The following is a 21,114-nucleotide window of genomic DNA, read 5'->3' as shown; positions in this document are numbered from 1 at the left end:
TGCGACGGCTCGGGACGACCAGCCAGACGCCTGGGCTTCCTAGGAATGCCGGTACTAGGCGGTGCGACCGGGCGGACATACTGGGGGACATGGGGACGACGGAATTCGGGCGGGCCCTGCACCGGTGGCGAGATCGGGTCTCGCCGGAGGCCGCGGGACTGCCCCCCGGCGGCCAACGACGCGTCCCGGGGCTGCGCCGCGAGGAGCTCGCCCAACTGGCGGGCATTTCGGCCGACTACATCACCCGCCTTGAACAGGGCCGCGCGACCAACCCGTCGGCGCAGGTCATAGAAGCGCTGGCCAGGGCCCTTCGCCTGTCGGCCGCCGAGCGCGCACACCTGTTCCGGCTGGGCGGACTCCAGCCGCCCCGGGCAGAGTGCGTGCCCTGCGAACTCACTCCCAGTGTGCGGCGCATGCTGGACCGGCTGACCGGCACTCCTGTCGCGGTGTTCGACGCGGCTTGGACACTGCTCGTGGCCAACCCGCCCTACGCCGCCCTCATGGGTGATCCGGCGGGCTGGAACGGGCACGAGCGCAACGGGGTGTGGCGCAACTTCCTCGGCCTGAGCGACCGGGTGCGGCTCACCCCGGAATCACGGCACGCCCTGCAGGCCGCGCTGGTCGCCGACCTTCGTGCGGTCACCGCGCGCTACCCGGGCGACCAGCGGCTCAAGCGGCTGGTCGCGGACCTGCGCGCGCACAGCGACAAATTCGCGGAACTGTGGGAGACCGGTGTCGCCGGTCACCACGATGCGGCCCGCAAGACGATCGTCCATCCCGATGTCGGCACGGTGACGCTCGACTGTGACGTGCTCAACGTGGCGGGCAGCGACCTCCGCATCATGGTCTACACCGCGGAGCCCGGCACCGAGGACGCCGAGCGCCTTGAACTGCTCACCGCGCTCCACCCAAGTGACAGGGGCGATCAGAACTCCGCGACGTCGGCGCGTCTGAAGCGCAGGACGAGCTCAGGCAAATCCGTGAGTTCGTCTGTGAGTGACCCCAGCCCCTTCACATTCACAACTCCTTCGATCACGGTTAGTAACCAGACTCGTGGCTGACAGAGCCCTCGCTGGCACACACGGCAAACATCCTGACGCCACTGGCACACAGGGAGATCCTCACCGTCCCGATGCAGAGAACCTCTTCCAGGACGTCCGCCGGACCAGCGCCCAATGGTCGAACAGCAAGTCCGGCAGCGCCCCTCTCACCTACCGGGCATCACCACCTCGACGAGGTATCGGTGTTGACCAACCAGGCGGCATACCTTCCTCATGGTGCCGAGCATGCAATCCGGCTGCAGCTGCGTGAGGACAAACCGGAGGCCACGTGGCGCACCACCGTCACCGCTGCCGCGTTCGACGACTCCCCGCGTTGGTGTCGGTCAGCCTGGAAGTATTTTCCAACGGCGACAGGGCGCTGTCTGCCGGTCGGCCGCGCCTCGTACGCGACCTGGTCGACGTGTTGAAGCCTATGGACAGTCCGGGCCGGCTGACCCTAGGCCGTGTCGTCAAAGTGTCATAGCCACATGAGGAGGGCGGCCAGGGTGACGGCGGCCTGGTAGGAGCGGGCGGTCTTGCCCGCGCCATTGCTCGAGCCGGTTGAAGCAGCGTTCGACGACGACGCCGGGGATCGCCCCAGGCGGCGGACGGCTCTGCATCGACTGCGCCGGAATCGGCGGCGACTTCATCTGCGTCCGCTGCGGGCACGAGGGCCTGCGCCAGCGCGACCGGACCTGCCGCCGCTGCATTCTCACCGGCATGCTGCGCGAGGCCCTCGACGACGGCACCGGCCAGGTCAGCCCGGCGCTGCTGCCGCTGTTCGAGGGGCTGCGGCAGATCGAACGTCCGCTGGGGCTGCAGACCCGGCTCCGAAAAACGAGAGCCTCGCCATCATCGCCGCCGAGGCGGCCGGCCCCTGGAGCCGCTACGCCCCCGGCAACCACACACGGTGACCAACCACGCCCTCCATCCAGCAAATACGCGCCAGACGGTTACGAGACTTCACCGGTTCCGCCCCCATCAAGGAACCGCGCAACGCGCGAGGGTGTCGCTGCGTGCCCCCGTCAGGCGTCGAAACGGCCGCGTGCACTCTCGATGTGACCGAGGTGCTGGTGGGTCCAGCCGCATATGGCGTCGACCACGTTGCGCAGGGCCCGGCCCGGCTCGGTGAGGGTGTACTCGACTCGCGGCGGCACGGTGGGGTGCACCTTCCGGTCGACCAGGCCGTTGCGCTCCAGCATGCGCAGGTTCTGGGTGAGCATCTTGTGGCTGACGCCCTCGACCTCGTGCCGCAGCTCGCTGAAGCGCAGGGTGCGCTCGCCGAGCGCCTCGATGATCAGGAGCGCCCACTTGTTGGCGATGTCCGAGAAGATCTCCCGCGCCAGGGAGTCCGCGCGCCGCAGGTCGGCGTTCTCGGGCAGGTCCTTGAGTAGTTGCTTGGTCACCATCAGGTTCCTCAGTCACCGAAAAGTGCGTTCTTCCATGTCAACCCTCACTCTCCTACAGTTTCCGAGTAACTACAAGAGAGCAAACCGGAAGGGCATGCACCGTGGCCACCATTGATGTCTTCAACTACAACGTGCCGGCCGAGAGCGACTTCGGCTACTCGCAGGCGATCAAGTCCGGCGAGCTGATCCACGTCTCTGGACAGCTCTCGTTCGATGAGGCAGGCGAGTTCCTCTACGCGGGCGACTTCGCCGCCCAGCTCAAGCAGACCTACGCCAACATGGACAAGGTCCTGGACCACTACGGCGCCACCCGGAACCAGGTCGTCTCGCAGACCCTGTACGTGGTGAACCTGCGGCAGAACGCCGCGGCGGTGGCGGAGGGCAACCTGGGGTACTTCGGCGACCACCGCCCGGCCAGCACGGTCGTGGGCATCACTGAACTGACCTTGCCCGGCCAGGTCATCGAAATCAGCTTCGTCATCGACACGAAACTGCCCGCTTGAGGTCTCCTCCTCGCACGTCCCGGGGTGTCGGTAAGACTCGTGCAACCCGGTACATGCGATTGAGTTCGCCCAGCTCAGCTGCGGTGTGGGTGGGCAGAAGAGGGTCTTTCGCCGATCGTCAGGCGCCGTTGCTCGTGTGCGGCCAGTACTGATGCGGATTCGCGGGCTTCGAGGCGGCGTGGCACCCCGCTTCGTGTGGTCCTCTGCGCGTGCCCGGCACATCGGGCGCGCGCAGGGGATCCCTTCTCTGCGCGTCGGTCGGCGGTGGCCGCTCGTCAGCGCTGGCCGGTGATGGCCTGCGTCTCGGGGGTTGAGGAACATCCGCTCCGGATCGTGCGCCTGTACCGTCCGTGACGACCTGCTGCAGATATCAGCCTGATATCTGCAGCACCGCTCACGCTGAGCTGCGGCGCTGCCGATCGGAGAGCGAGCGGCCCCGTTATCTGCGGCACAGCGCTTGCCGCACGTTCTCGCGCGGTCGTTCCTCACGCCCCGATCTCCTGAGCCGTCATAGAAGGGACGGTGTCGTGCCGGTGGGGCGTGTTCGGCGGTGTTGTGGCGGGAGGTTCTCGGTCGTCGGGGTGAACCGCGTCTCCAGACGAGCGGCCGGGATGGCGCGGTCGCCCGGCTGGCGCTTCGGCGGGAGCGGCCTGCACGGATTGGTCGCCTCGCCCCCGCGGTGGCAGAGGCTCCCGCGCTCGGGACGAGACCGGCCCCTGGTGTGCTGGTCAGCCGCCTCCCCCCGTGGGTCCGCCTGGACCGCTCGCCGAAGGCGGCGAGCTGCGGCGCCAAGAGCGGGGGCGGCTGGCGTCGTCGCTCAGCCGCCCCCTTTGTGGTACCGGTCAGGCCGACTCGGTGGGCAGGCCCGCCGCCACCCAGTCCTCGATGCCCTCCCGGTACTTGCGGACGTTGGTGTAGCCGAGGGCGGTGAGCCGGTCGGCGACCTGCCCGCTGTTGGGGCACGCGGGGTTGGAGCAGTAGGTGACGATCGCGGCGTCGCGGTCGGGCAGCAGGCCGGGGGCCTGCGCGTCGACGTCGGCCGCGACCAGGGCGACGGCGCCGGGCAGATGCTGCTTGGCGTAGTACTCGCCGCCCAGCGCGTCCACCACCGTCACGGCGCCCGCGTCGATCGCGGCCTTCAGCTCCTCGCGGGTGATGAGTGCGGTCATGTGGCCACCTTCCAGGTAATCGGACTATAGTCCGGATGTGCCTCACGACCGTAACGGACCGCAGTCCGGTTCCGCAATCCCGTTGGAACTGCTCCGCACGCCACCGCCCAGGGAACGCGCGGACGCCGCCCGCAACCGGGCCGCCATCCTCGACGCGGCCGCCGGGCTCTTCACCGAACACGGCGTCGACACGGTGTCCATGGACCAGGTGGCGGCGGCAGCGGGCGTCGGCAAGGGCACCCTGTTCCGCCGCTTCGGCGACAAGGCAGGGCTGGCCGCCGCGTTGCTGGACGCCCGCGAACGGGAGCTCCAGGAAGCGATCCTGCAGGGGCCGCCGCCGCTGGGCCCTGGAGCGCCGGCCGCCGAGCGCCTCGCCGCGTTCGCCGACGCCTACCTCGACTACCTGCTGGAGCACCTGCCCCTGGTACGGATGTCGGAGACCGCGGCGCCCGGCGCCAGGTACCGGATCGGCGCGTACCGGTTCTGGCACCGGCACCTGGCGATCCTGCTCGCCGGAACCCCCGACCCCGACCACACCGCCCACGCCCTGCTCGCCTCCGTGGCCGCGGAACACATCACCGCGCTCCTGCCGGAACTCGGCGAACAACGCATCCGCAGCGGCGTCACCCACCTCTGGCGGCAGACCATCGCCTGACGTCGAAGCCCGCCGCCTCCCCTTGCGCTGGTGACGCCGAGCCGAGCGGAACGCCCGAGCCGGCATCTCGCCGCCAGGCCGGGACGCCCGGCCGGTCTTCCATGGGTCAGCAACGCCTCGCAGCCGCCAAGAGCCCTCATCACGGTGAGCCGCAGTGGAACCGGACGCGCCCCGCCCGGGCGACCGAGGTCCCGCGGGGCGTGCCACGCCCCCGGGGCGATAGCACGCCACCCGGCGTCGCCGCTGTGGTCCCGGCGGCACGCCGCTCGGTGTCCCGGAGTGCGGTCAGCCGTTCTCCTTCGCGATCGCTTCGCGTACGGCCGGGACGATCTCCCCGGCCCAGCGGCCGAGAGACACCGGGTCCGGCGTCGAGTGGTCGGCCGCGAAGAGGATGAAGCCCGACGCGCCGTGCTCCAGCACCGCCCCGGTCAGTTCCTCGACCCACTGCTCGACGGAACCGCCGACCCAGCGGCCGTCGCCGTCCCGCGTGGCGGCAAGCGGCCGGTCGGTGATGCGTCCGGGGAAGTTGAACACCGTGCGGATCTCCCGAGGATCGCGGCCCACGGACGCCGCCGCCTCGTCGATGATCGGACGCGACTCGCGGTACCGCTCGCTGCGCCAGTCCGCCGCGTGGCCGGGGATCCAGCCGTCGGCCACCCGGCCGGTGGCGGCCAGGGACTTGGCGCCGACCGAGCCGGTCCACACGGGCGGCGCCGCCACGGGAGCCGGCTCGATCTGCTCCACCTGGTAGTGGCGGCCCCGGTGGGTGACCGGAGGACCGCCACCCGACAGCTTCTTCACCAGGACGATCGCCTCCTCGAAGGCGTCCACCGCCTCGCCCGGCGTGAGCCGCGGCACCCCCATGTCGCTGATGCGGTCCCACAACCCGCCCGCGCCCATGCCGAGCACGACGCGGCCCCCCGACAGCGCCGACAGCGACGTCACCGTCCGCGCCAGCATAGGAGCCGGCCGGGTCGGCAGGTTGGTGACGTTGGCGAACCCCGCGATGCGCTCGGTGCGTCCGAGGACGAACCCGATGGACGCATAGGCGTCCAGGCGCCCGCCCAGGTAGGGATGGTCCGACAGCGAGAAGATGTCGAGCCCCTCACGGTCGGCCTGCTGGGCCATGCGCAGCAGCTCCGGCGCCTGGTCGATGCCGCTGTGCGCGCCGAAGCCGAAGACGACGTGTTGTGCGGACAATGCTGTGCCCTTCATCCGAGGTGAACTTCATTGGTGGGTCGTGCGAACGTTGTGACCTGTTCGTCGGTGGCCGGTGGTCAGCGGGTCCGCCGGTGCGCCCCGGCGGCTGTACGCCGGCCGGTGATCTGGCCGGTGACGCATTCGCTTCTCGCCGTGCGCCTCGGCCGTGCCGCGGACGGCGATGCCGTGCCGTGCAGCCCGCCCCCGTTCGAGTGGGTGTCCTGGTCGGCGACGTTCACCGGCAGGGGCCCCCGAGGCCGTCGCGGCCACGGCGGGTGTACGGCACGTGGAGGTGCGATCAGGCGGTGCCGAACAATTCGGTGAAGCGGCCCGTGAAAAGGTCGGCGCCCTTGTACTCGGAGACCGTCGCGGCCGGGACGACAGCCGGTCCGTCAGGGGTCGGCAGCTGGCCGACGCCGCGGCCCGGTCCGAGCGGGAGCAGGATCATCGGGTCCGGAGAGGGCCGGTAGACGGCCGTGGGCTGCTCGCCGCGCAGCTGGGCGGTGATGTTGCGCGCCACGACCTCGGCGTGCTGCATCGCGTACCCGGCCCTCTTGTCCTCGGGGACGTCGGTGATGTCGCCGACCGCGTAGACGTGGTCGTACCCGCGGACGTTGAGGGTCTCGGTGACGGGGACCCGGCCCAGCGGCGTGCGGGTCGTGAGCCGATCGTCGGCCAGGTAGTCGCTGTTGACGTGCACCCCGTGGGCGCGGAACCAGATGTCGGCGGTGATCTGCTCACCGCCGGTCGTGGTGACGGTGAAGGTCGCGGCCCGGCCCGGCTCGGTCGCCGGCGGCGCGGCCAGTCCGGTGCCCAGCCGCAGCCGGATGTCCAGCTCGTCGAGCTGGCGGTGCAGGTCCTGGCGCATCTCCGGCCGGTAAGCGGGCAGCAGCCGCTCGGCCGGATCCACGATGGTCACCCGCTTGTGCGGCCACACCTCCCTGATCTCCCCGGCCAGCTCCAAGCCGACCGGCCCGGCGCCGAGGATCAGCACCCTGTCGGCGCCGGCCAGTTCCTTGTGCGTGCGGCGCAGGTCGTCCAACGCATCCTCGGCGGAGTCGGCCTTGGGCTTGGCCGGGTAGGCGTAGCTGGAGCCGGATGCCAGAACCAGGTAGGACGCCTCCACGCGGCGGCCCGAGGCCAGCGTGACGCCGCCGGGGTCCACCGAGACCGCGCGGTCGCGCACCACCGTCCCCCGCGTCAGCAGCGTGTCCAACGGGAAGAACATGTTCGGCGCCCAGTCCGGCTGCGCCAGCGCCCGCAGCGCCCCCGCCGCGTTGACGAACGCGTCCCGAGGATCGATCAAAACGACGTCGGCCTCGGCGTCCAGCGCCTTGGCGACCGCCGAACCACCGTAACCTCCGCCGATGACGGCCACCGTACGACTCATGATTACCGCTCCCTACGACAAAACTGTTCGTGTCACGAACATATTAGTTCGTGGCACGAACAGTCAACTCCGTCGCGTGGGACGCGGCGTCACCGCCTTACTGCTCGCGGGCCGCGGCGGCTCCATCGTCCGGTGCCTGAAACACCACCGGAACCTCGTTGTCCAGCACCACCCGGCCGAGCAGGCGGGCGAGCGTGTCACGTTCGGCGGGGCCGAGCCCGTCCGGCAGCTTCTCGATCCGCCGGCACGTCTCGGCGTAGAACTCCTCGGCGAGCCTGCTTCCCCGCGCGGTCAGCGACACCCGCACCGCACGCGTGTCCCGCGGGTCCGGTTCACGCCGCACCAGGCCGTTGCGCTCGGTACGGTCCACCAGCCCGGTAAGGCTCGACTTGGCCAGCCCCAGCATCGCGCCCAGTTCGCTCATGCCGTACGGCTGTGCCATCAGCACGCACAACAGCTGTCCCTGCTGCGGGGTCAGGCCATGCTCACGACCCGACTCGGCATACACCGCATTCACCAGGAACGCGGACCGCACCAACGCGGCCGCAATACCCATCCGGCCATCATCATCCTGCTTGCCCACTCGGCCAGCGTAACACCCGGCCACCTCGGAAAATTCGTGTGACGAACTGCCTGCCGGCGTGCGCGGACGGCCGTGCAGGACGGCCGAGCCGAGGACGATTCCAGGGACGGCGTGCCGCTCCGCGAACCCGCGTGAGCGGCCTTCGGTGAACTGCGCCGCCCGGCGCCCCCCCGCGCGAACGGGCCGCCACGGTAAGGGCGACAGAGCCCTGGCCGCAGCTCAGGTCCGGCAGGGGCGGCGACGCAGGCCGGGGCGCGGTTTGGCCCGCGCATTGTCCTGAGTCGTCGGCGACGGTCGGCGGCCCGGTGGGGGCGGCGATCATGCATGCCTCGGACGGGGCGTTGCGGCGCAGGCGGCCTCGGTCTCGAGCGTCTCCGGCAGGTCAGGCGCGTCGGAGACGGCGTGGCAGATGTCGTACAGGGCTGCGTTGGCGGCCGACAGCAGCCGGTTGAGGTCGTCGCCGGCGGCGTGGGCGTCTCCGGGTTTGTAGTGGCGGCGGTTCCACGGGACGCCGGTCGGCCAAGCGGTCTGACGGTGGGCGCGGGCGGGTGCTGCCGGTCGGCGAAGGCTCCTCGTGCCGAGCAGGACGCCGGGTGCGGATGCGGAGTGACGATCTCACCGTGGAGCCATGGGGCATAGGATCGTGTCGCGTAGCGGCCCGCGCCCGGCGATCCAGAGGGCCGGGCCAGGATGTCGATGGGGGCCATCAGGGGTGATGTCGGCGAGGGACAACGCGGGCGAGGCCGTTTACCGCATCGACGACTTGGCGCGCATCACCGGAACCACGGTCCGCCATGTGCGCAGCTTCCAGGAACGGGGGCTGCTCCCGCCGCCGCGGGTGCGCGGCCGTGTCGGCTACTACGACGACACGCACCTGGCACGGATCCGGCTGATCATCCAGATGAAGGAGCGCGGCTACACGCTGGCCAGCATCGCCGAGATGATCACGGCGTACGAGCGCGGGCACAACCTGGCCGACCTGCTCGGCCTGGAGAAGGTGATCACCGGCCGGTGGTCGGGCGAGATTCCCGAGCGGCTCACCCTGGCCGAGGTCGTGGCCATGTGCAACCCCGGCTCCTCGCCGGAGGACTTCGCGGGCCGCTCCCGCGAGGAGTTCCCGGAGCTGGCGCGCGCCGAGGAGCTGGACCTGCTCCGCTGGACGGGCACGGACTACGAGGTCCCCGACCCGCGGCTGCTGCGGGTGGGCGCCGAGATGGTCGCCGTCGGCATCCGGCTGGGCGCGGTGTTCGACATAGCCGCCGAACTGCGCGCCGACTGCGACGCCATCGCCCGCCGCTTCGTCCGGCTCACCGTCGAGCACGCCGGACTGGACGACGTGCTGCGTAACAGCACCCGCAAGGACATCCCGGAGATCGCCGACCTGATCCAGAAGCTGCGGCCGCTCGGGATGGTCTCCGTCCAGGGACTGCTGGCGCGGTCGCTGCACACCGAGATCCAGGCCGAGTTCAACCGGCAGATCGAGAAGCTCACCCACCGGCCCTCAGGCCCGTCCCCCGCCTCCGACCCCGACCCCGAATCGCGATCCCGGTAGCCCGTTTCCTCGCCGAGCCTGCGTGGTGTCGAAGTGGTAGGCGGACGGCATTCGGTACCTCCGCTCCGATGAATGGAGCGGACGGGGATGACATTCATATGAGACTGCCAGTTCGGTACCCGACATCTTGGCCCTGATGCGTATCCACATGCGCGACGTGTGAGGCAGAGTGGCTGGTCGAGCTGTAGGAATTCTGCCGACCGGTCTTAACCCGTCCCCAGCACATCAGTACAGCCGGCGGCTCTACCGGTTTTGGAGAAAGCCATGACGCCGACGACGCAGCCGGGTGGGGAGACCGCCCCTGAGGAACCCGCTGATCTGCACAGCCGCTATCCCGACCTCGTGTGCTGGTGGGGGGAACACACGCAACGCTGGTGGGCGCTGGCGCCTGTCGGGCGCGCAGGTCGCCTGATGGAAGGCGACAGCAAGGACGAGGTGATCCGGGCCGTTCGTGACGTGCTCAACGAAGCGGCTGCCCGGTCGCGCATCGCCTGATATCCGCCCGAGGTCAGACACCCCGCGACCGCTCCTTTTCGCCATCCCGGAAACGTGGCCCGCTGCCCGATTTGGCGTGTCCATGGGCACCGGTGCGTCTACCGGGACGAGCGAAGTCCCCGTCACCGCTGTCGGTGCCGGGGACTTCGGCGGTAGGGGCGGGGGCTCAGCTGCTGGTGTCGAAGAGGGACGGCAGCCTCGCGCCGAACATCATGTCGCCGGAGAGCTTGATCTTGCCGTTCATGAAGGCGGCCACCGCCTCCAGCGTGCCGGCGCACAGGCGCAGCAGGTCGGGCGCGGACATCGTGAGGGTGACGCGGGCCTTGTCGGCCGGGCCGCTGCCGCCCTCGGCCCGGCCGTCGCCGATGGTCAGGTGGTGGACCTTCTCGCCTTCGGGGGTGGTGATGTGCCACTCGACCGTGCCGCTGTCGGAGCCGAGCCGGTCGGTGATGAACCGTGTCCGCATGAGCGTGAACACCCGGTCGAGCATGGCGTCGGCGCCCGCCTTGGCGAGGAACCGCTGGATGAGTTCGTCGTCGCCGCCCGACGCCTCCAGCAGCAGACGCAGTTCGTTCGGCGTGTTGATGTCCTGGGCGAGGCGCTGCAGGTCGGTGCCGTCGATCTGGTCGAGGGCGGCCGCCAGGTCGGCGCCCCTGAGCTGGTCGAGGAGGGAGGCAAGGTCGGAGGCGGCGGTCGGAGAGACGTTTGAATTGTCCGCGGTCATGGCATTCCTCCTTGGTTGGCGCAACAATACCATGAATCTATGGAACATAGAATCATGGGAACATGAGGCCGGTCGAGGCGTGCTCAGCGGCAGGCGGATGCGGTCGGCGGGTTCGGAGGCGCGCGTGGAGTGGAGACGGAGCTCAGCGGCGCCGCGGCTCGACGAGGTGACGCTCGTTCAAGGCGCGGTGCGCCGAGCGGGCGGAGGCGGGGCGGCGTGTGGGGGGCGGTCGACCAGGAGTCGGGCGTAGTGTGCGACGAGGTTGCGGTTGAGACCGTCCCCCAGGCGCCGCGCGAAGTGGCCCCAGACGCCGTCGTGCGGTTCGACGGACATCCACCATTCGAGCCGTTCGGCGACCACCGGGTCCCAGGCCGCGGCGCCGATCAGCATCATGCCCAGCTGGGAGCTGAGCAGGGTCTCCAGCTCGGTCCGGTTCGGCCGGCCCGTGCGCAGCCAATCGATGACGACCGACTCCACTCCCGCGACCCAGGAGCGGACGGTCACGTCGAACGCCGTGGTCACCTCGGTGACGTGCAGCGCTTCGTACACCATCGCGCCGATGCGGCGGCGCACGTCCTCGGCCACCTCGCGGATCTCCTCCGACATCAGCGTCGAACCGGCCTGCAGAAACCCCAGGAAGGCCGGGCCGACCCGTTCGACGTGGTCGACGAAGCCGTGCAGCCGCGTCATGAGGATCTGCGAGGGCGGCCCCTCGACCGCCTCGCCCACGTGCGCGACCAGCTCGTCCCCGGCCCGCCGGAACGCGGCGTGCAGCAGCTCCTGGCGGTCGGCGAAATAGCGGTACAGCGACGTCCGCGAGACCCCGGCCGCCTCCGCCACGTCTGCGATCGAGGCCTCCGGGTTCGTGCTGAACGTCGCGATCGCCGCGGTGAGGATCTCGTCGCGGCGCTGGCCGAGGGGCAACCGCCGGTACGCGACGCGGGTGTGCGTGCCCTCGGCGGCGGATACGACGCTCACGCGCCGATCCCAGGGGACGGCGCGCCGGGCGTGACCGCCGCCGGCGAGATCTCGCACCGGACCGGGGTCAACTGCGCGTGCAGCAGAAGCTGCAGTTCCAGGCGGACGCACGGATCGCACAGATCCTCTCCGAGGAGCCGTTCGATGTGCCGCAGCCGGTAGCGGACCGTCTGCGGGTGGACGTGCAGCGCCGACCCCGCCTCGGTGGCGTTGAAGTTGTGCTCCAGCAGGGCCAGCAGCGTCTCGGCCAGCCGTTCGCGCTGCGCCGGGGGCAGCCCGTTGAACGCCGCGAGCCGGGAGTTGCCCGCGAAGTCCAGGATCGACCGCGACCGGTGGATGACCAGTGCCGGAACGTGGTCGATGCTGCGTACGATCCCCGCGTCGGGGATCACGCCCTGCCGTGTCAGTGCCAGGGTGGTGGACGCCCAGGACATCGACTCGGCCGCCTCCAGCACCGGCACCGTCGGGCCGACCGCGACGATCCAGTCCCGCCGCAGCGGCTCCAGCAGCCGTATCCGGCCCGGACCGTCCGGATCGGGCAGGAGCATGCGCGGCCGTGAACCGCCCAGGTCGAACAGCATCTCGTCGGGTAGCAGCAGTGGCGGTGTCACCTGCCGGCCCTTCGGGTGCAGCGCCACCGCCGCGACCGTGTGCGGCAGCGTCCAGCCGACCTGCCGGGCCGCCGCGGCGACCGTGTCGGGGTCCGGCGGCCGTTCGGCGAGCAGCAGGTCGAGCAGGTGCCGGTGCCGGTGGATCCGCTCGGCGGTGCCGTGCGGCGACTCCGACCGGTAGCCCTGGATGAGCGCCGCCGAGACCGCCTCCAGGAAGCCGAACTGAGCGTCGGTCAGCGCCCCCACGATCTCCTGGTCGAGCTCCGCCTCGGCCGCCTTGATCGCGTGCGAGATGACCCGGCTCAACCGCAGCAGCAGCCGGTTCACCTCTTCCAGGCCCAGGCCGGCGATGGCCATCTGGCGGCCGGTCTCCACGTATCCGCCGCCCACCCGCTCCCAGGCGCCGTGGCCCCTGTCGTCCAGCAGCTCACAGAAGTGGGCGAGCCCACCGCCCACCGCGTCCTGAGTCGGCCCGGTGTCCCTCAGCCGACGGACCACGCGATCCGGGACGGCCTGGAACGCCCTGGTGTCCAACCTCGGCAGCACCTGTCTCCACCACCCTTGAAGCGACCCCTTGTGTTACGAGCTGTCCTACAGCGTTGCGCAGGGTCCCCGCATGGCGCTTGTATGTAACGGAGCAATAGTGTTCTTACTCTGCTCACTTCGTCACCAGAATCCCGTTCACCAGGGATGTTGTGACTGCTGCGCCCACGCCGTGTATTTGCGGCGCAGGACACCATGTCTCATTCGGGCGCCGTACTCCGTTAGTGATCAGCTCTCTTGCGACGCGTAGTCACAAGCCCGCAGGTCACGCGGTGTCTGTTTCGGTGGGGTGGGCCGTCGCGGATTTCAGGTGCCGGAAGCGGTCGCGGCGGAGGGGGACGCTGGGATGGGCTGCCGCCTCTTTTCAGGGGCACCGGTGCGATGAGGTGAGCGGGCGTCGGGACGGGGCCGCTCGACGGTGGTCCGGGGCGCGGTGATGGTCCGGGAGGCGGGGGTGCCCTGGAGGCGGCCGGCCTGGCGCTTCGCCGTGTCGTCGCGCCGGGCCAGCCGCAGTCGGAGGAGCACCAGCCCGCCCGTGGTCGCCAGCGCGGCCAGCCAGGCCGCGTGCGCGGCGACCAGGTCGTCCTTGGTCCACTGGGGCGTCGTGGCGCCGCGCAGTGCCGCGCCGGTCAGCGGTTCGCCCACGGACCCGGGGGCGACCTGCGGGGACGCGATGGGGGGCAGCGCGACCTCCGGGCTGTTCGCGGCGGGCGCGGGCAAGTTCGTGCCGCCGGGCGGCGGCGGACCGAACGTGCCGGGCGCGGCCGAGTGCGGCGGCGGTGACGCGGCCTCGGCCGTGATCGTGACGGTGCGGCTCGTGCTGACGCCGGATGCTCGACGGGCGGTCGCCGCCGCCGTGATCGTGATCTTCCCGGGCCGAGCGTCCGAGGGGATCAGCACCTGGGCGGTGGCGGTCCGCGCCCCCTCCAGCGTGCCCAGGCTCTGGGAGCGGGGGGACACGGTCGCGCCCGAGGCGGTCACCCGTACCACGGTGCGCGACGCGGCCGCCCGCGCCGACGAGATCCGGACCGTCGCGGTCAGCGACCCACCCGGAGCGGCCGACACGGCCGACAACGACAGGTTGATGGAGAGCCGTGGCGTCCCCGACGGGGGCTTCTCCGGTGCCGGAGACCTCGTCGGCGGTGCGGGGGGCGTGGCCGTCGGTGTCTCCGTGGGCGGTGTCTGTGTGGGTGTGGCGGTGGGCGTCGGTTCGGTGGTCGGAGACTCCGAGGGCGTCGGTGTGGTACTGGGGCCCGGGTCCGGGACGGGGTCGTCGACGCCGGCCGCTGAGACGAACGTGGCGTCGTGACCTGTCAGCCCGGGAACCGACACGGCGAACACCGAGGCGGCGCCCAGGCCGACGTACAGAAAGGCTCCGCCCACTTTTATCGAACGTCTCAGGCGCACTTTTCGCCACCGAATCCTGTCATCGACGAGTCGTGTGGAGCCGATCGCATCATGGCGTGCGAACCGACGGCAAGACGGGTACGGCCGATCTGTCGTCCAGCGGGTGGTGCTTGTTTCGGCGTGCGCCCGAAACTGTCACCGGGTGCGTGTTTTTCAGGTGTCGGCCGGCCACAGCCGCATCGCCCGCAGAACCACCTCGATGCCGAACCGGCACTCGGGGTCCCGGAGCCGGTCGCCGAAGAGCTGGTCGAGTTGCCGGAGCCGGTAGCGCACCGTCTGCGGGTGGATGTGCAGCCGGTCGCCGAGCTCGCTGGCGGTGCCCCGGTTGACCAGCCACACCAGGAGGGTCTCGGTGAGCCGGTCGCGCTGGGCCGACGTCAGTCCCGCCATCGGCGCGAGCTCCCGCCGGGCGAGCTGGTGCAGCAGCGGCACGTCCACCAGCAGCCACAGCGTGACCAGGTGGTTCTCGCAGAGGATGGCCGGGCCGTCGTCGATGACGCCGCGAGCGGACAGCGCCAGCGCCTGCCGTGCCCAGCGCAGGGAGTCCGCGGCCCGGGGCGGGGCGACCGGCAGGCCGACCGCGATCCGCTGGTCGGGGAGCGCCGCCCTGAGCATGGCGAGCCGGTCCTCGGAGAACGGCCCCGGCACCAGCAGATGCGGCGCCGGGCCGTCGACGTCGGCCAGCACATCGCCGTCCAGGGCGGCCCGCACGCACCGCGCCCGCGGCCGCACGGCGACCAGGACGACCTCCTCGGGCACCGTCCAGCCCGCGGCCTGCGCCTTCTCGCGTATCACCGAGGCGGGCACCGAGGGACCTTCGAGCACCAGGCGCAGCAGCTCGCGGCGCCGCTTGTCCGCCATGGCCGCCGGGCTTTCGGTGGCCTGCACGTAGCCCTCCATGGCGAGTGCGGCCAGACGGTCGATGTAGCCGAACATCACGTCCGCCAGCCGCGCCATGACGGGGGCGGGCAGGTCGTACCGAGGGACCTCGCGCATGATCCTGCGCCAGGCGACCTGCCCGCCGATGCGGAAGGCCGCCTGCAGGCAGTCCATGCTCCGCCCCTCGTGCGCCTCCAACCGCCCCAGTCGCCGCGCGGCCTCGTCGTGCGCCTCGGGCACGGTGGACGGGTCGGCGATCAGGTCGACGAACGCCGCCACATGCGTCTCCACGTGGGCCCGCAGGACTTGGGCGTGGGCCCCGTCGAGCGTGCGCGCGTACTCGGGGATGTTCCGGCGGAGCCCTGTGATGATCTCCTCTGTGAGGCCGGGCAGCTCCGGCCGCATGAGAGAGACGAGCCGGGCCGGGAGCGCCGCATCGTCCAGCGCGCCATGGTCGAGCGTCTGCGTCATCGGACACACCTCCGTCACCGTCGGCGTCCGGCCGCACTGGTCACGTCCCGGGGGGTCGTCCGGGAGCGGGACCGGGCCGATGCGCCGCCGGTATCACGAGGCCCCGACGTGGAGGTGGGACGCGACGAGCGGGGGACCCCTTCGCGTCCTCCCGCCGTGGCCCGGACACTCCGAAGTTAGGTCACGCCGGGCCGGTTCCATACTCCTGGACGGCCAAAACCGCACCCCCGAGGACTCACCGCTGCACACGACGGCCGATGCCCCGGACGCATGCATTTCCCGCCGATGCTCACCGGCCGACAAATCCGCGCGGTGCCGACCGCCCGGATTGTCACCGCTGTCAACGTCGGCCGCCTGTATTCGCCTGGCCGGCACGGCTGCAATCTTGCGTCGGCGTGTACTCATGGTTTGATCAACAAGGCGGTTTCTTGCGCCGAATGTGCGCCATTTTCCGGTGAAGGGTGCCGCACCGGGGGCGCATCGTGCTCTCATCACGAAGCGGTCGCGTCCAGCTTGGAGGTCACGGATGGAGCCAGTCATCGATTTCCGGCCCGGCGTCAGCCGGGAGGCGCGCCGGTTCGCCCTGTTCATGAGGACCGCCGTCCGGCCGATGTTCGCCTACGGCCCGATGCGGCCCTCGATGCTGCGGCTGGCCATGCTCCTGGACCTCGGCGCGCCGATGGTCATGCGGCCGCCGCGCGGGACGGAGATCGGACGGGTCCGGCTCGGTGACTTCCACGGCGAGTGGGTCCGCCCCGCCGGGGGCTCCGGCGCCCGCGTGATCCTATATCTGCACGGCGGCGGATTCTTCTGCTGCGGACTGCGCACGCACCGCGGCCTGGTCGCGCGCATCGCCGAACGGTCGGACGCCGTCGCGTTCTCGGTCGCCTACCGGCAGCTCCCCACAGCGCCGCTGGCCATGTCGATGGCGGACGCCCTGGCCGCCTACCGCTGGATCCTCGACCAGGGATGCGACCCGGAGCGGCTCGTCATCGCGGGCGATTCGGCGGGCGCGTATCTGGCGTTCACCACGGTGATCGCGGCGCGGGACGCGGGCCTGCCGGTCCCGGCGGGCATCGTCGGCCTGTCTCCGCTGACCGACCTCGACCACGAGGTGCGGGCGTCGTACGAGTACACGCGGCGCGACGCCTACATCCCGGCGCATCGGCTCGGCGCGTTGAAGCGCCTGCTGCTCGCCGGCATGGAGCCGGACGCTGTCGTGTCCCCCTGCGACCGCGACCTGCGCGGTCTCCCGCCCGTGTTCATGCTGGCCGGGTCGCGTGAGGCGCTGCGCTGGGACGCCGAGCTGATGGCCGGACGGCTCGCCGAGGCGGGCGTCCCGCATCTCCTCCAGATCTGGGAGGAGCAGGTCCACGTCTTCCCCGCGTTCGCCGGGGCCGTCCCCGAAGGTCGCCAGGCCATCGAGGAGATCGGTTCCTTCGTGCGCGCGCGGACCTCGTCCCACCCGTTGGGCGTGGTCGCCTGACCGGACATGACGTCGAAACGTCCGCCTGACAACGCGGCGCAGCGGTAGGGAGTCGGGGATGAACCTCCAGCCCACAGTCGGTAGGGCGGTGCTCGCCCTGGTCGCGACGGTGGCGGTCGTCGTCGGCCTCATCGTCGTGACCGGATCGCGGTTCGCCGTCGCCGAACCGTCGACGCTGGCGTTGAAGTACGACTGCAGATACCCGCAGATCGGGACGAAGGAACTGGACGTGCTCGTCACCGTCGACTATCCCGCGCGGGTTTCGACGAAAATGGAGCGGCAGGGCGTCCCCCCGGTTGAGGTCAGGACCGTCGCGACGGTGAACGCGGAGACCACCGACGGCCTGCTCGCCGTGCGCGCCGCGACGATCCAGGGGGTCGGCAGCGTCCAGGCGGTGCTGGGACGACCCGACGGCGATCTCGGCGCCAAACCGAGATTCGGCGTGCCGCTGACCAGGATTCCGCCGGTGGGCGCCTTCGACCTGCGCACCTCGGTGCGGGTGCCGTCGCTGGAGACCAAGCGGGCCGGCCAGGGACGCATCGAGATCCACGACCTCGACCTGACGATCCAGCCGAAGAAGGCCGACGGCACCCCGACGACGCTCGGACCGACCGTCGCCGTGCCGTGCACGCAGCGGCCCGGCCAGGACAACGTGCTCGCCCGGACCCGGATCACCGACGAGGCGGACACGCGGGCGCCGTCCCGGCCCCGCGACGTGAAGGCCACCGCCAAGTCGCCGACGAGCGTCTCGCTGTCGTGGGGCCGGTCGTCCGACGACTTCTGGGTCTCCGGCTACGACGTCTACGCCGATGGCCGGATCGTGTGGCAGAGCACCGGCCCCGACCCCACCGCCACGCTGACCGGGCTGTCCCCGGCCACGCCCTACACGTTCACCGTCAAGGCCCGCGACCTCACCGGCAACGTGTCCGACGGCGCCGACCCGATCCAGGTGACGACGGACCCGGACGCCCCCGACACCACGCCGCCCACCGCGCCGGGCAAGCCGGCCGTGACCGGGCTGGCCAAGGACACCGTGGTGATGTCCTGGCCCGAGTCGACCGACAACGTCGCGGTCACCGGCTACCGAATCTACGCCGACGGCCGGTCCGCCGCCGAGACGGACGCCCCGTTCGGCTGGGTGAGCCGGCTGACGCCCGAACGCACCTACACGTTCACGGTCAGGGCCCGGGACGCGGCCGGCAACCTGTCGCCGCCGAGCCCGCCGCTCAGCGTGACGATGCCCAAAGGCCCGCCGTCCGAGTGCGGCGCGCTCAAGGGAGACGAGGACTGGATCGAGGCCTGCGCCTACATGGCCGGATATGCCAACGTCGCCAAGCTGAACAGCGCGGTGGTGCTGAACCCCGCCACGCCGAGCCCCGTCCTCACCAACGTCGCCTACTACGCGACCGCCACTAGGGCCAAGGCCAGGTTCCTGTTCGTCGGGCCGTTGCGTACGCGCACGACGATGCTGACGTTCGGGTTCATGCCGACCACGGCGACCATGGAACTGAACCAGCTGGAGCCGGGCACGCTGGAGGGCGAGGACACGGGCAGCGGGTTCAAGGCGCGGGCGACCGTGCGGATGGCGGTGCGGCTGCTGGACGCGACGGTGAACGGCGCCCCGCTCGACCTCGGGCGCAGGTGCGTCTCCGCCCGGCCCATGACGATCACCCTCGACAGCACCCGGTGGTACAAGAGCGTCAAGGACGGCGGGCCGCTCAGCGGGACGATGACCATCCCGCCCTTCTCCGGCTGCGGGGCGAAGGAGAACCTCGACCGGTTGCTGAACGCCTCGATCTCCGGCGGAGGCAACGCCGTGAGGGTCGTCCAGGGGCCCGTCTGCCAGGTGTCGCAGGCCACGTGCCCACCGGTCGATCCCGCCACCGCGCGCTGAACATGCCCGCCCCAGGAATCACACCCACCCCTGTTTCCCGAGTTTCGGGAGAGGTCATCAAATGAAAGCTCCGATGAGAACGGCCGGTGTCATCGCGATCGCCGGTCTCCTGTTCGGTTCCGCCGCCTGTTCCGGTGGGGGAGACGAGGCCGCCACCGCGGCGTCCCCCGGCGTGGCCGGCGGCTCCTCGAATTCTGTATCGCCGCCCGCCGGGTCACCGGCCGAATCCAAGGTCCGGGGCGAACTCGAATCCTGCCTGAAGAAGGCGGGGATCCAGGGGATACCGACCGCGACCGAGAAGCTGAGCGAGGCCCGGCAACGCGCCGTCCAAAAGTGCGGCCTGGCTGTGATCGGGCAGGCGAACCCCGCCGTCCAGAAGACGCTGGACGAACTGAGAGCCTGCGTGAAGAGGCACGGCGTAGCGGTGCCTCCCGCGGGTCAGGTGTTCGTCCCCGATGTCAAGGACCCCGCGATGGGCGCCGCGGTGCGGTCCTGCACGAAGTGACGTCCGGTCGCCTCGTCGGCCGCTGACAAAGGACAGTATGAAACTGTCACGACCCAAGCGTCAGTGAGCATTCTCGATGGGGGTCACTGGAACGCGGACTGGCGCGTTCCAGTGACCCCCATCATGTTTGCCGGCAGTGAGTGAAAGCGCGTGACATTTGTCACTGATGGCCGATGACGACGATCCGGCGACACGAGTACGTTACGCCCAGGTAACCCCGCTGGAAGGGCGGCAGATCCCAAGAACAAACGTCCGGCCCGGTCGATTCCGGCGGAGGAAACCGGCATCGGGGGTCCAGTTATCGCTGAGGATTCCTCGGCGCTGTCATCGGAGAGGTAACGAGTGAAGAACAAGAAGTCCCCAGGACTGCGGAAAGGGCTGGCGACGGGACTGGCGGCGGCCCTCGGCGTCGGCCTCGGCGGCGTCGCCGGCGCCGGCACCGCCTCGGCGGACCCCGTCACGCTCGACCTGAAATACGAGTGCACCTACCCGCTCATCGGCAAGCGGTCCCTCGACCTGCACGTCAGGACCGACATCCCCAAGAAGATCCAGGCCGGCACCGCCATCCCGAAGATCCAGATCTTCTGGGACGCCGACCTCGGCGCCGACACCACCGAGGGACTCCAGGCGGTCGACGGCGTGAAGATCGGCGGCCTGGCCACCGCCAAGGCCCGCGTGGAGGCCCCCGACTTCCCCAACGGGCTCGACGTCAACGTCCGCAACCAGCTCAAGAACACCGAAATCCCCGGCGAGGGCGGCTTCACCATCCCCGGCTACGGCGAGGCCACCGGCCCCCAGTTCACCGCCCCCGGACACGGCAAGGTCACCCTCGGGGACCTCGCGCTGAAGGTCACCGTCCTGAAGTCCGACGGCGGCTCCAGCGCGCTCGGCACCTTCGACGCCCCCTGCACGCTGACGCCCGGCCAGAACAACACCGTCACCGAGTTCGACGTGACCAACGACCCGGTCACCTACCCGCCCGCGCAGAACCCGCCCGCCTGGTACCCGGAGAAGACCCCGGCCACCGCGGACCCCGGCACCCTGAACTACGCCTTCGGTCTCAAGGGCTCGTCGTTCATCAAGAACGCCAACGGCACCGTCCCGCTCGACGGCGACATCAAGGTCCGGGTGGACGGCAGGACCGGGGCGATCACCGGTGACCTCCTGCTGAAGAAGACCTCCGGCCAGATGAACATCCTCGGCTTCCTGCCCGTCACCGCCACGGTCGACTTCGAGCAGGTCGGCCAGACGGTCGGGACGTACACGGGCGGCGAGATCGCCACCAGGTCCACCATGAACATCAAGATGCCGAACTTCCAGGCGTTCGGCGTCATCCCGATCGGCGGCGGCGACAACTGCAAGACCACCCAGCCCTCGACCGTCGCGCTCGGCTCCAAGACCGGCGCCTTCTTCAACCCGAAGAAGGGCGGCGCCCTGTCCACCAAGGACTACAGCATCGCCTCGATCAAGGACTGCGGACCGCTCGAAGGCATCATCAGCCTTTTCGCGGCGGGCAGCGGCAACACGATCGACCTGAACCTGACGCCGCGGTCCTGACCCCGACCTGGAGGCATGGTGAGCGGACCAGGCCCAGCCGCACAACCGGCGAGGCCCGGCCCG

The 21,114-nt window shown here is 70.6% G+C and carries 20 protein-coding genes; 10 read left to right on the top strand and 10 right to left on the bottom strand.

The window, feature by feature from the left end:
- The first annotated feature begins 89 nt into the window (after window positions 1-89).
- Window positions 90-1,061 (top strand): helix-turn-helix transcriptional regulator, encoded by a 972-nt coding sequence (locus ABZ801_RS35060; RefSeq protein ID WP_360706426.1) that lies wholly within the window; start codon window positions 90-92, stop codon window positions 1,059-1,061.
- A 1,004-nt stretch (window positions 1,062-2,065) separates the two neighbouring features.
- Here ABZ801_RS35060 and ABZ801_RS35055 read toward each other — a convergent pair.
- Entirely contained in the window at window positions 2,066-2,449 is a 384-nt protein-coding gene (locus ABZ801_RS35055) for a helix-turn-helix domain-containing protein (RefSeq protein ID WP_360706423.1), read from the bottom strand.
- A gap of 101 nt (window positions 2,450-2,550) precedes the next feature.
- Here ABZ801_RS35055 and ABZ801_RS35050 point away from each other — a divergent pair, with 101 nt between their 5' ends.
- Window positions 2,551-2,952 (top strand): RidA family protein, encoded by a 402-nt coding sequence (locus tag ABZ801_RS35050; RefSeq protein WP_360706421.1) that lies wholly within the window; start codon window positions 2,551-2,553, stop codon window positions 2,950-2,952.
- 842 nt (window positions 2,953-3,794) lie between these two features.
- Here ABZ801_RS35050 and ABZ801_RS35045 read toward each other — a convergent pair.
- A complete protein-coding gene (locus ABZ801_RS35045; protein ID WP_344939195.1) occupies window positions 3,795-4,121 on the bottom strand; it encodes a rhodanese-like domain-containing protein in 327 nt (108 codons plus the stop codon).
- 37 nt (window positions 4,122-4,158) lie between these two features.
- Here ABZ801_RS35045 and ABZ801_RS35040 point away from each other — a divergent pair, with 37 nt between their 5' ends.
- Window positions 4,159-4,776 carry a helix-turn-helix domain-containing protein gene (locus tag ABZ801_RS35040; protein ID WP_360706418.1) on the top strand — a complete coding sequence of 206 codons (618 nt, stop codon included), beginning with the start codon at window positions 4,159-4,161 and terminating at the stop codon, window positions 4,774-4,776.
- 285 nt (window positions 4,777-5,061) lie between these two features.
- Here the strand turns inward: ABZ801_RS35040 and ABZ801_RS35035 are convergent, their stop codons facing one another.
- From ABZ801_RS35035 to ABZ801_RS35025, 3 genes are all read right to left on the bottom strand, one after another.
- Window positions 5,062-5,976 carry an LLM class flavin-dependent oxidoreductase gene (locus ABZ801_RS35035; RefSeq protein ID WP_360706415.1) on the bottom strand — a complete coding sequence of 305 codons (915 nt, stop codon included), beginning with the start codon at window positions 5,974-5,976 and terminating at the stop codon, window positions 5,062-5,064.
- A gap of 298 nt (window positions 5,977-6,274) precedes the next feature.
- Window positions 6,275-7,366, bottom strand: a complete 1,092-nt coding sequence (locus ABZ801_RS35030; protein ID WP_360706412.1) for an FAD-dependent oxidoreductase — start codon at window positions 7,364-7,366, stop codon at window positions 6,275-6,277.
- Window positions 7,367-7,463: 97 nt separating this feature from the next.
- On the bottom strand, window positions 7,464-7,949 hold the full coding sequence (locus tag ABZ801_RS35025; RefSeq protein WP_360706409.1) for a MarR family transcriptional regulator: 486 nt from the start codon (window positions 7,947-7,949) through the stop codon (window positions 7,464-7,466).
- A 715-nt stretch (window positions 7,950-8,664) separates the two neighbouring features.
- On the opposite strand from ABZ801_RS35025, the gene ABZ801_RS35020 reads away from it, so the two are divergent.
- Window positions 8,665-9,501, top strand: a complete 837-nt coding sequence (locus tag ABZ801_RS35020) for a MerR family transcriptional regulator (protein ID WP_360706406.1) — start codon at window positions 8,665-8,667, stop codon at window positions 9,499-9,501.
- A gap of 264 nt (window positions 9,502-9,765) precedes the next feature.
- Window positions 9,766-9,996, top strand: coding sequence for a hypothetical protein (locus ABZ801_RS35015; RefSeq protein ID WP_344939178.1), 231 nt, complete (start codon window positions 9,766-9,768; stop codon window positions 9,994-9,996).
- Between the two features lie 166 nt (window positions 9,997-10,162).
- Here the strand turns inward: ABZ801_RS35015 and ABZ801_RS35010 are convergent, their stop codons facing one another.
- The 4 genes from ABZ801_RS35010 to ABZ801_RS34995 all read right to left on the bottom strand — a co-directional run bounded on the left by ABZ801_RS35010 (window position 10,163) and on the right by ABZ801_RS34995 (window position 13,497).
- Window positions 10,163-10,720 carry an SCP2 sterol-binding domain-containing protein gene (locus ABZ801_RS35010; RefSeq protein WP_360706402.1) on the bottom strand — a complete coding sequence of 186 codons (558 nt, stop codon included), beginning with the start codon at window positions 10,718-10,720 and terminating at the stop codon, window positions 10,163-10,165.
- 177 nt (window positions 10,721-10,897) lie between these two features.
- Window positions 10,898-11,698 (bottom strand): TetR/AcrR family transcriptional regulator, encoded by an 801-nt coding sequence (locus tag ABZ801_RS35005; protein ID WP_360706399.1) that lies wholly within the window; start codon window positions 11,696-11,698, stop codon window positions 10,898-10,900.
- The gene (locus ABZ801_RS35000) at window positions 11,695-12,855 is read right to left on the bottom strand and encodes a helix-turn-helix domain-containing protein (protein WP_360706396.1); all 1,161 of its coding nucleotides are present in this window, start codon (window positions 12,853-12,855) and stop codon (window positions 11,695-11,697) included. Before ABZ801_RS35000 ends, ABZ801_RS35005 begins: the two co-directional genes overlap by 4 nt.
- 303 nt (window positions 12,856-13,158) lie before the next feature.
- Window positions 13,159-13,497 carry a hypothetical protein gene (locus ABZ801_RS34995; protein ID WP_360706394.1) on the bottom strand — a complete coding sequence of 113 codons (339 nt, stop codon included), beginning with the start codon at window positions 13,495-13,497 and terminating at the stop codon, window positions 13,159-13,161.
- Window positions 13,498-13,525: 28 nt separating this feature from the next.
- Here ABZ801_RS34995 and ABZ801_RS34990 point away from each other — a divergent pair, with 28 nt between their 5' ends.
- A complete protein-coding gene (locus tag ABZ801_RS34990; protein ID WP_360706391.1) occupies window positions 13,526-14,161 on the top strand; it encodes a hypothetical protein in 636 nt (211 codons plus the stop codon).
- Window positions 14,162-14,412: 251 nt separating this feature from the next.
- Here the strand turns inward: ABZ801_RS34990 and ABZ801_RS34985 are convergent, their stop codons facing one another.
- Window positions 14,413-15,609, bottom strand: a complete 1,197-nt coding sequence (locus ABZ801_RS34985) for a helix-turn-helix domain-containing protein (protein ID WP_344939159.1) — start codon at window positions 15,607-15,609, stop codon at window positions 14,413-14,415.
- Window positions 15,610-16,135: 526 nt separating this feature from the next.
- On the opposite strand from ABZ801_RS34985, the gene ABZ801_RS34980 reads away from it, so the two are divergent.
- The 4 genes from ABZ801_RS34980 (at window position 16,136) to ABZ801_RS34965 (ending at window position 21,051) form a co-directional block, all read left to right on the top strand.
- A complete protein-coding gene (locus ABZ801_RS34980) occupies window positions 16,136-17,095 on the top strand; it encodes an alpha/beta hydrolase (protein ID WP_360706387.1) in 960 nt (319 codons plus the stop codon).
- 58 nt (window positions 17,096-17,153) lie between these two features.
- A complete protein-coding gene (locus ABZ801_RS34975) occupies window positions 17,154-18,989 on the top strand; it encodes a fibronectin type III domain-containing protein (protein WP_360706384.1) in 1,836 nt (611 codons plus the stop codon).
- A gap of 73 nt (window positions 18,990-19,062) precedes the next feature.
- The gene (locus ABZ801_RS34970) at window positions 19,063-19,494 is read left to right on the top strand and encodes a hypothetical protein (protein WP_360706381.1); all 432 of its coding nucleotides are present in this window, start codon (window positions 19,063-19,065) and stop codon (window positions 19,492-19,494) included.
- Window positions 19,495-19,836: 342 nt separating this feature from the next.
- Window positions 19,837-21,051 (top strand): DUF6801 domain-containing protein, encoded by a 1,215-nt coding sequence (locus ABZ801_RS34965; RefSeq protein WP_360706379.1) that lies wholly within the window; start codon window positions 19,837-19,839, stop codon window positions 21,049-21,051.
- The last annotated feature ends 63 nt before the right edge of the window (window positions 21,052-21,114 follow it).

Source organism: Actinomadura sp. NPDC047616, assembly GCF_040642915.1.
Taxonomy (GTDB): Bacteria; Actinomycetota; Actinomycetes; order Streptosporangiales; family Streptosporangiaceae; genus Spirillospora; species Spirillospora miaoliensis.
The sequence above is the reverse complement of the archived record's forward strand: the minus strand, read 5'-3'. Positions and strand labels throughout refer to the sequence as shown.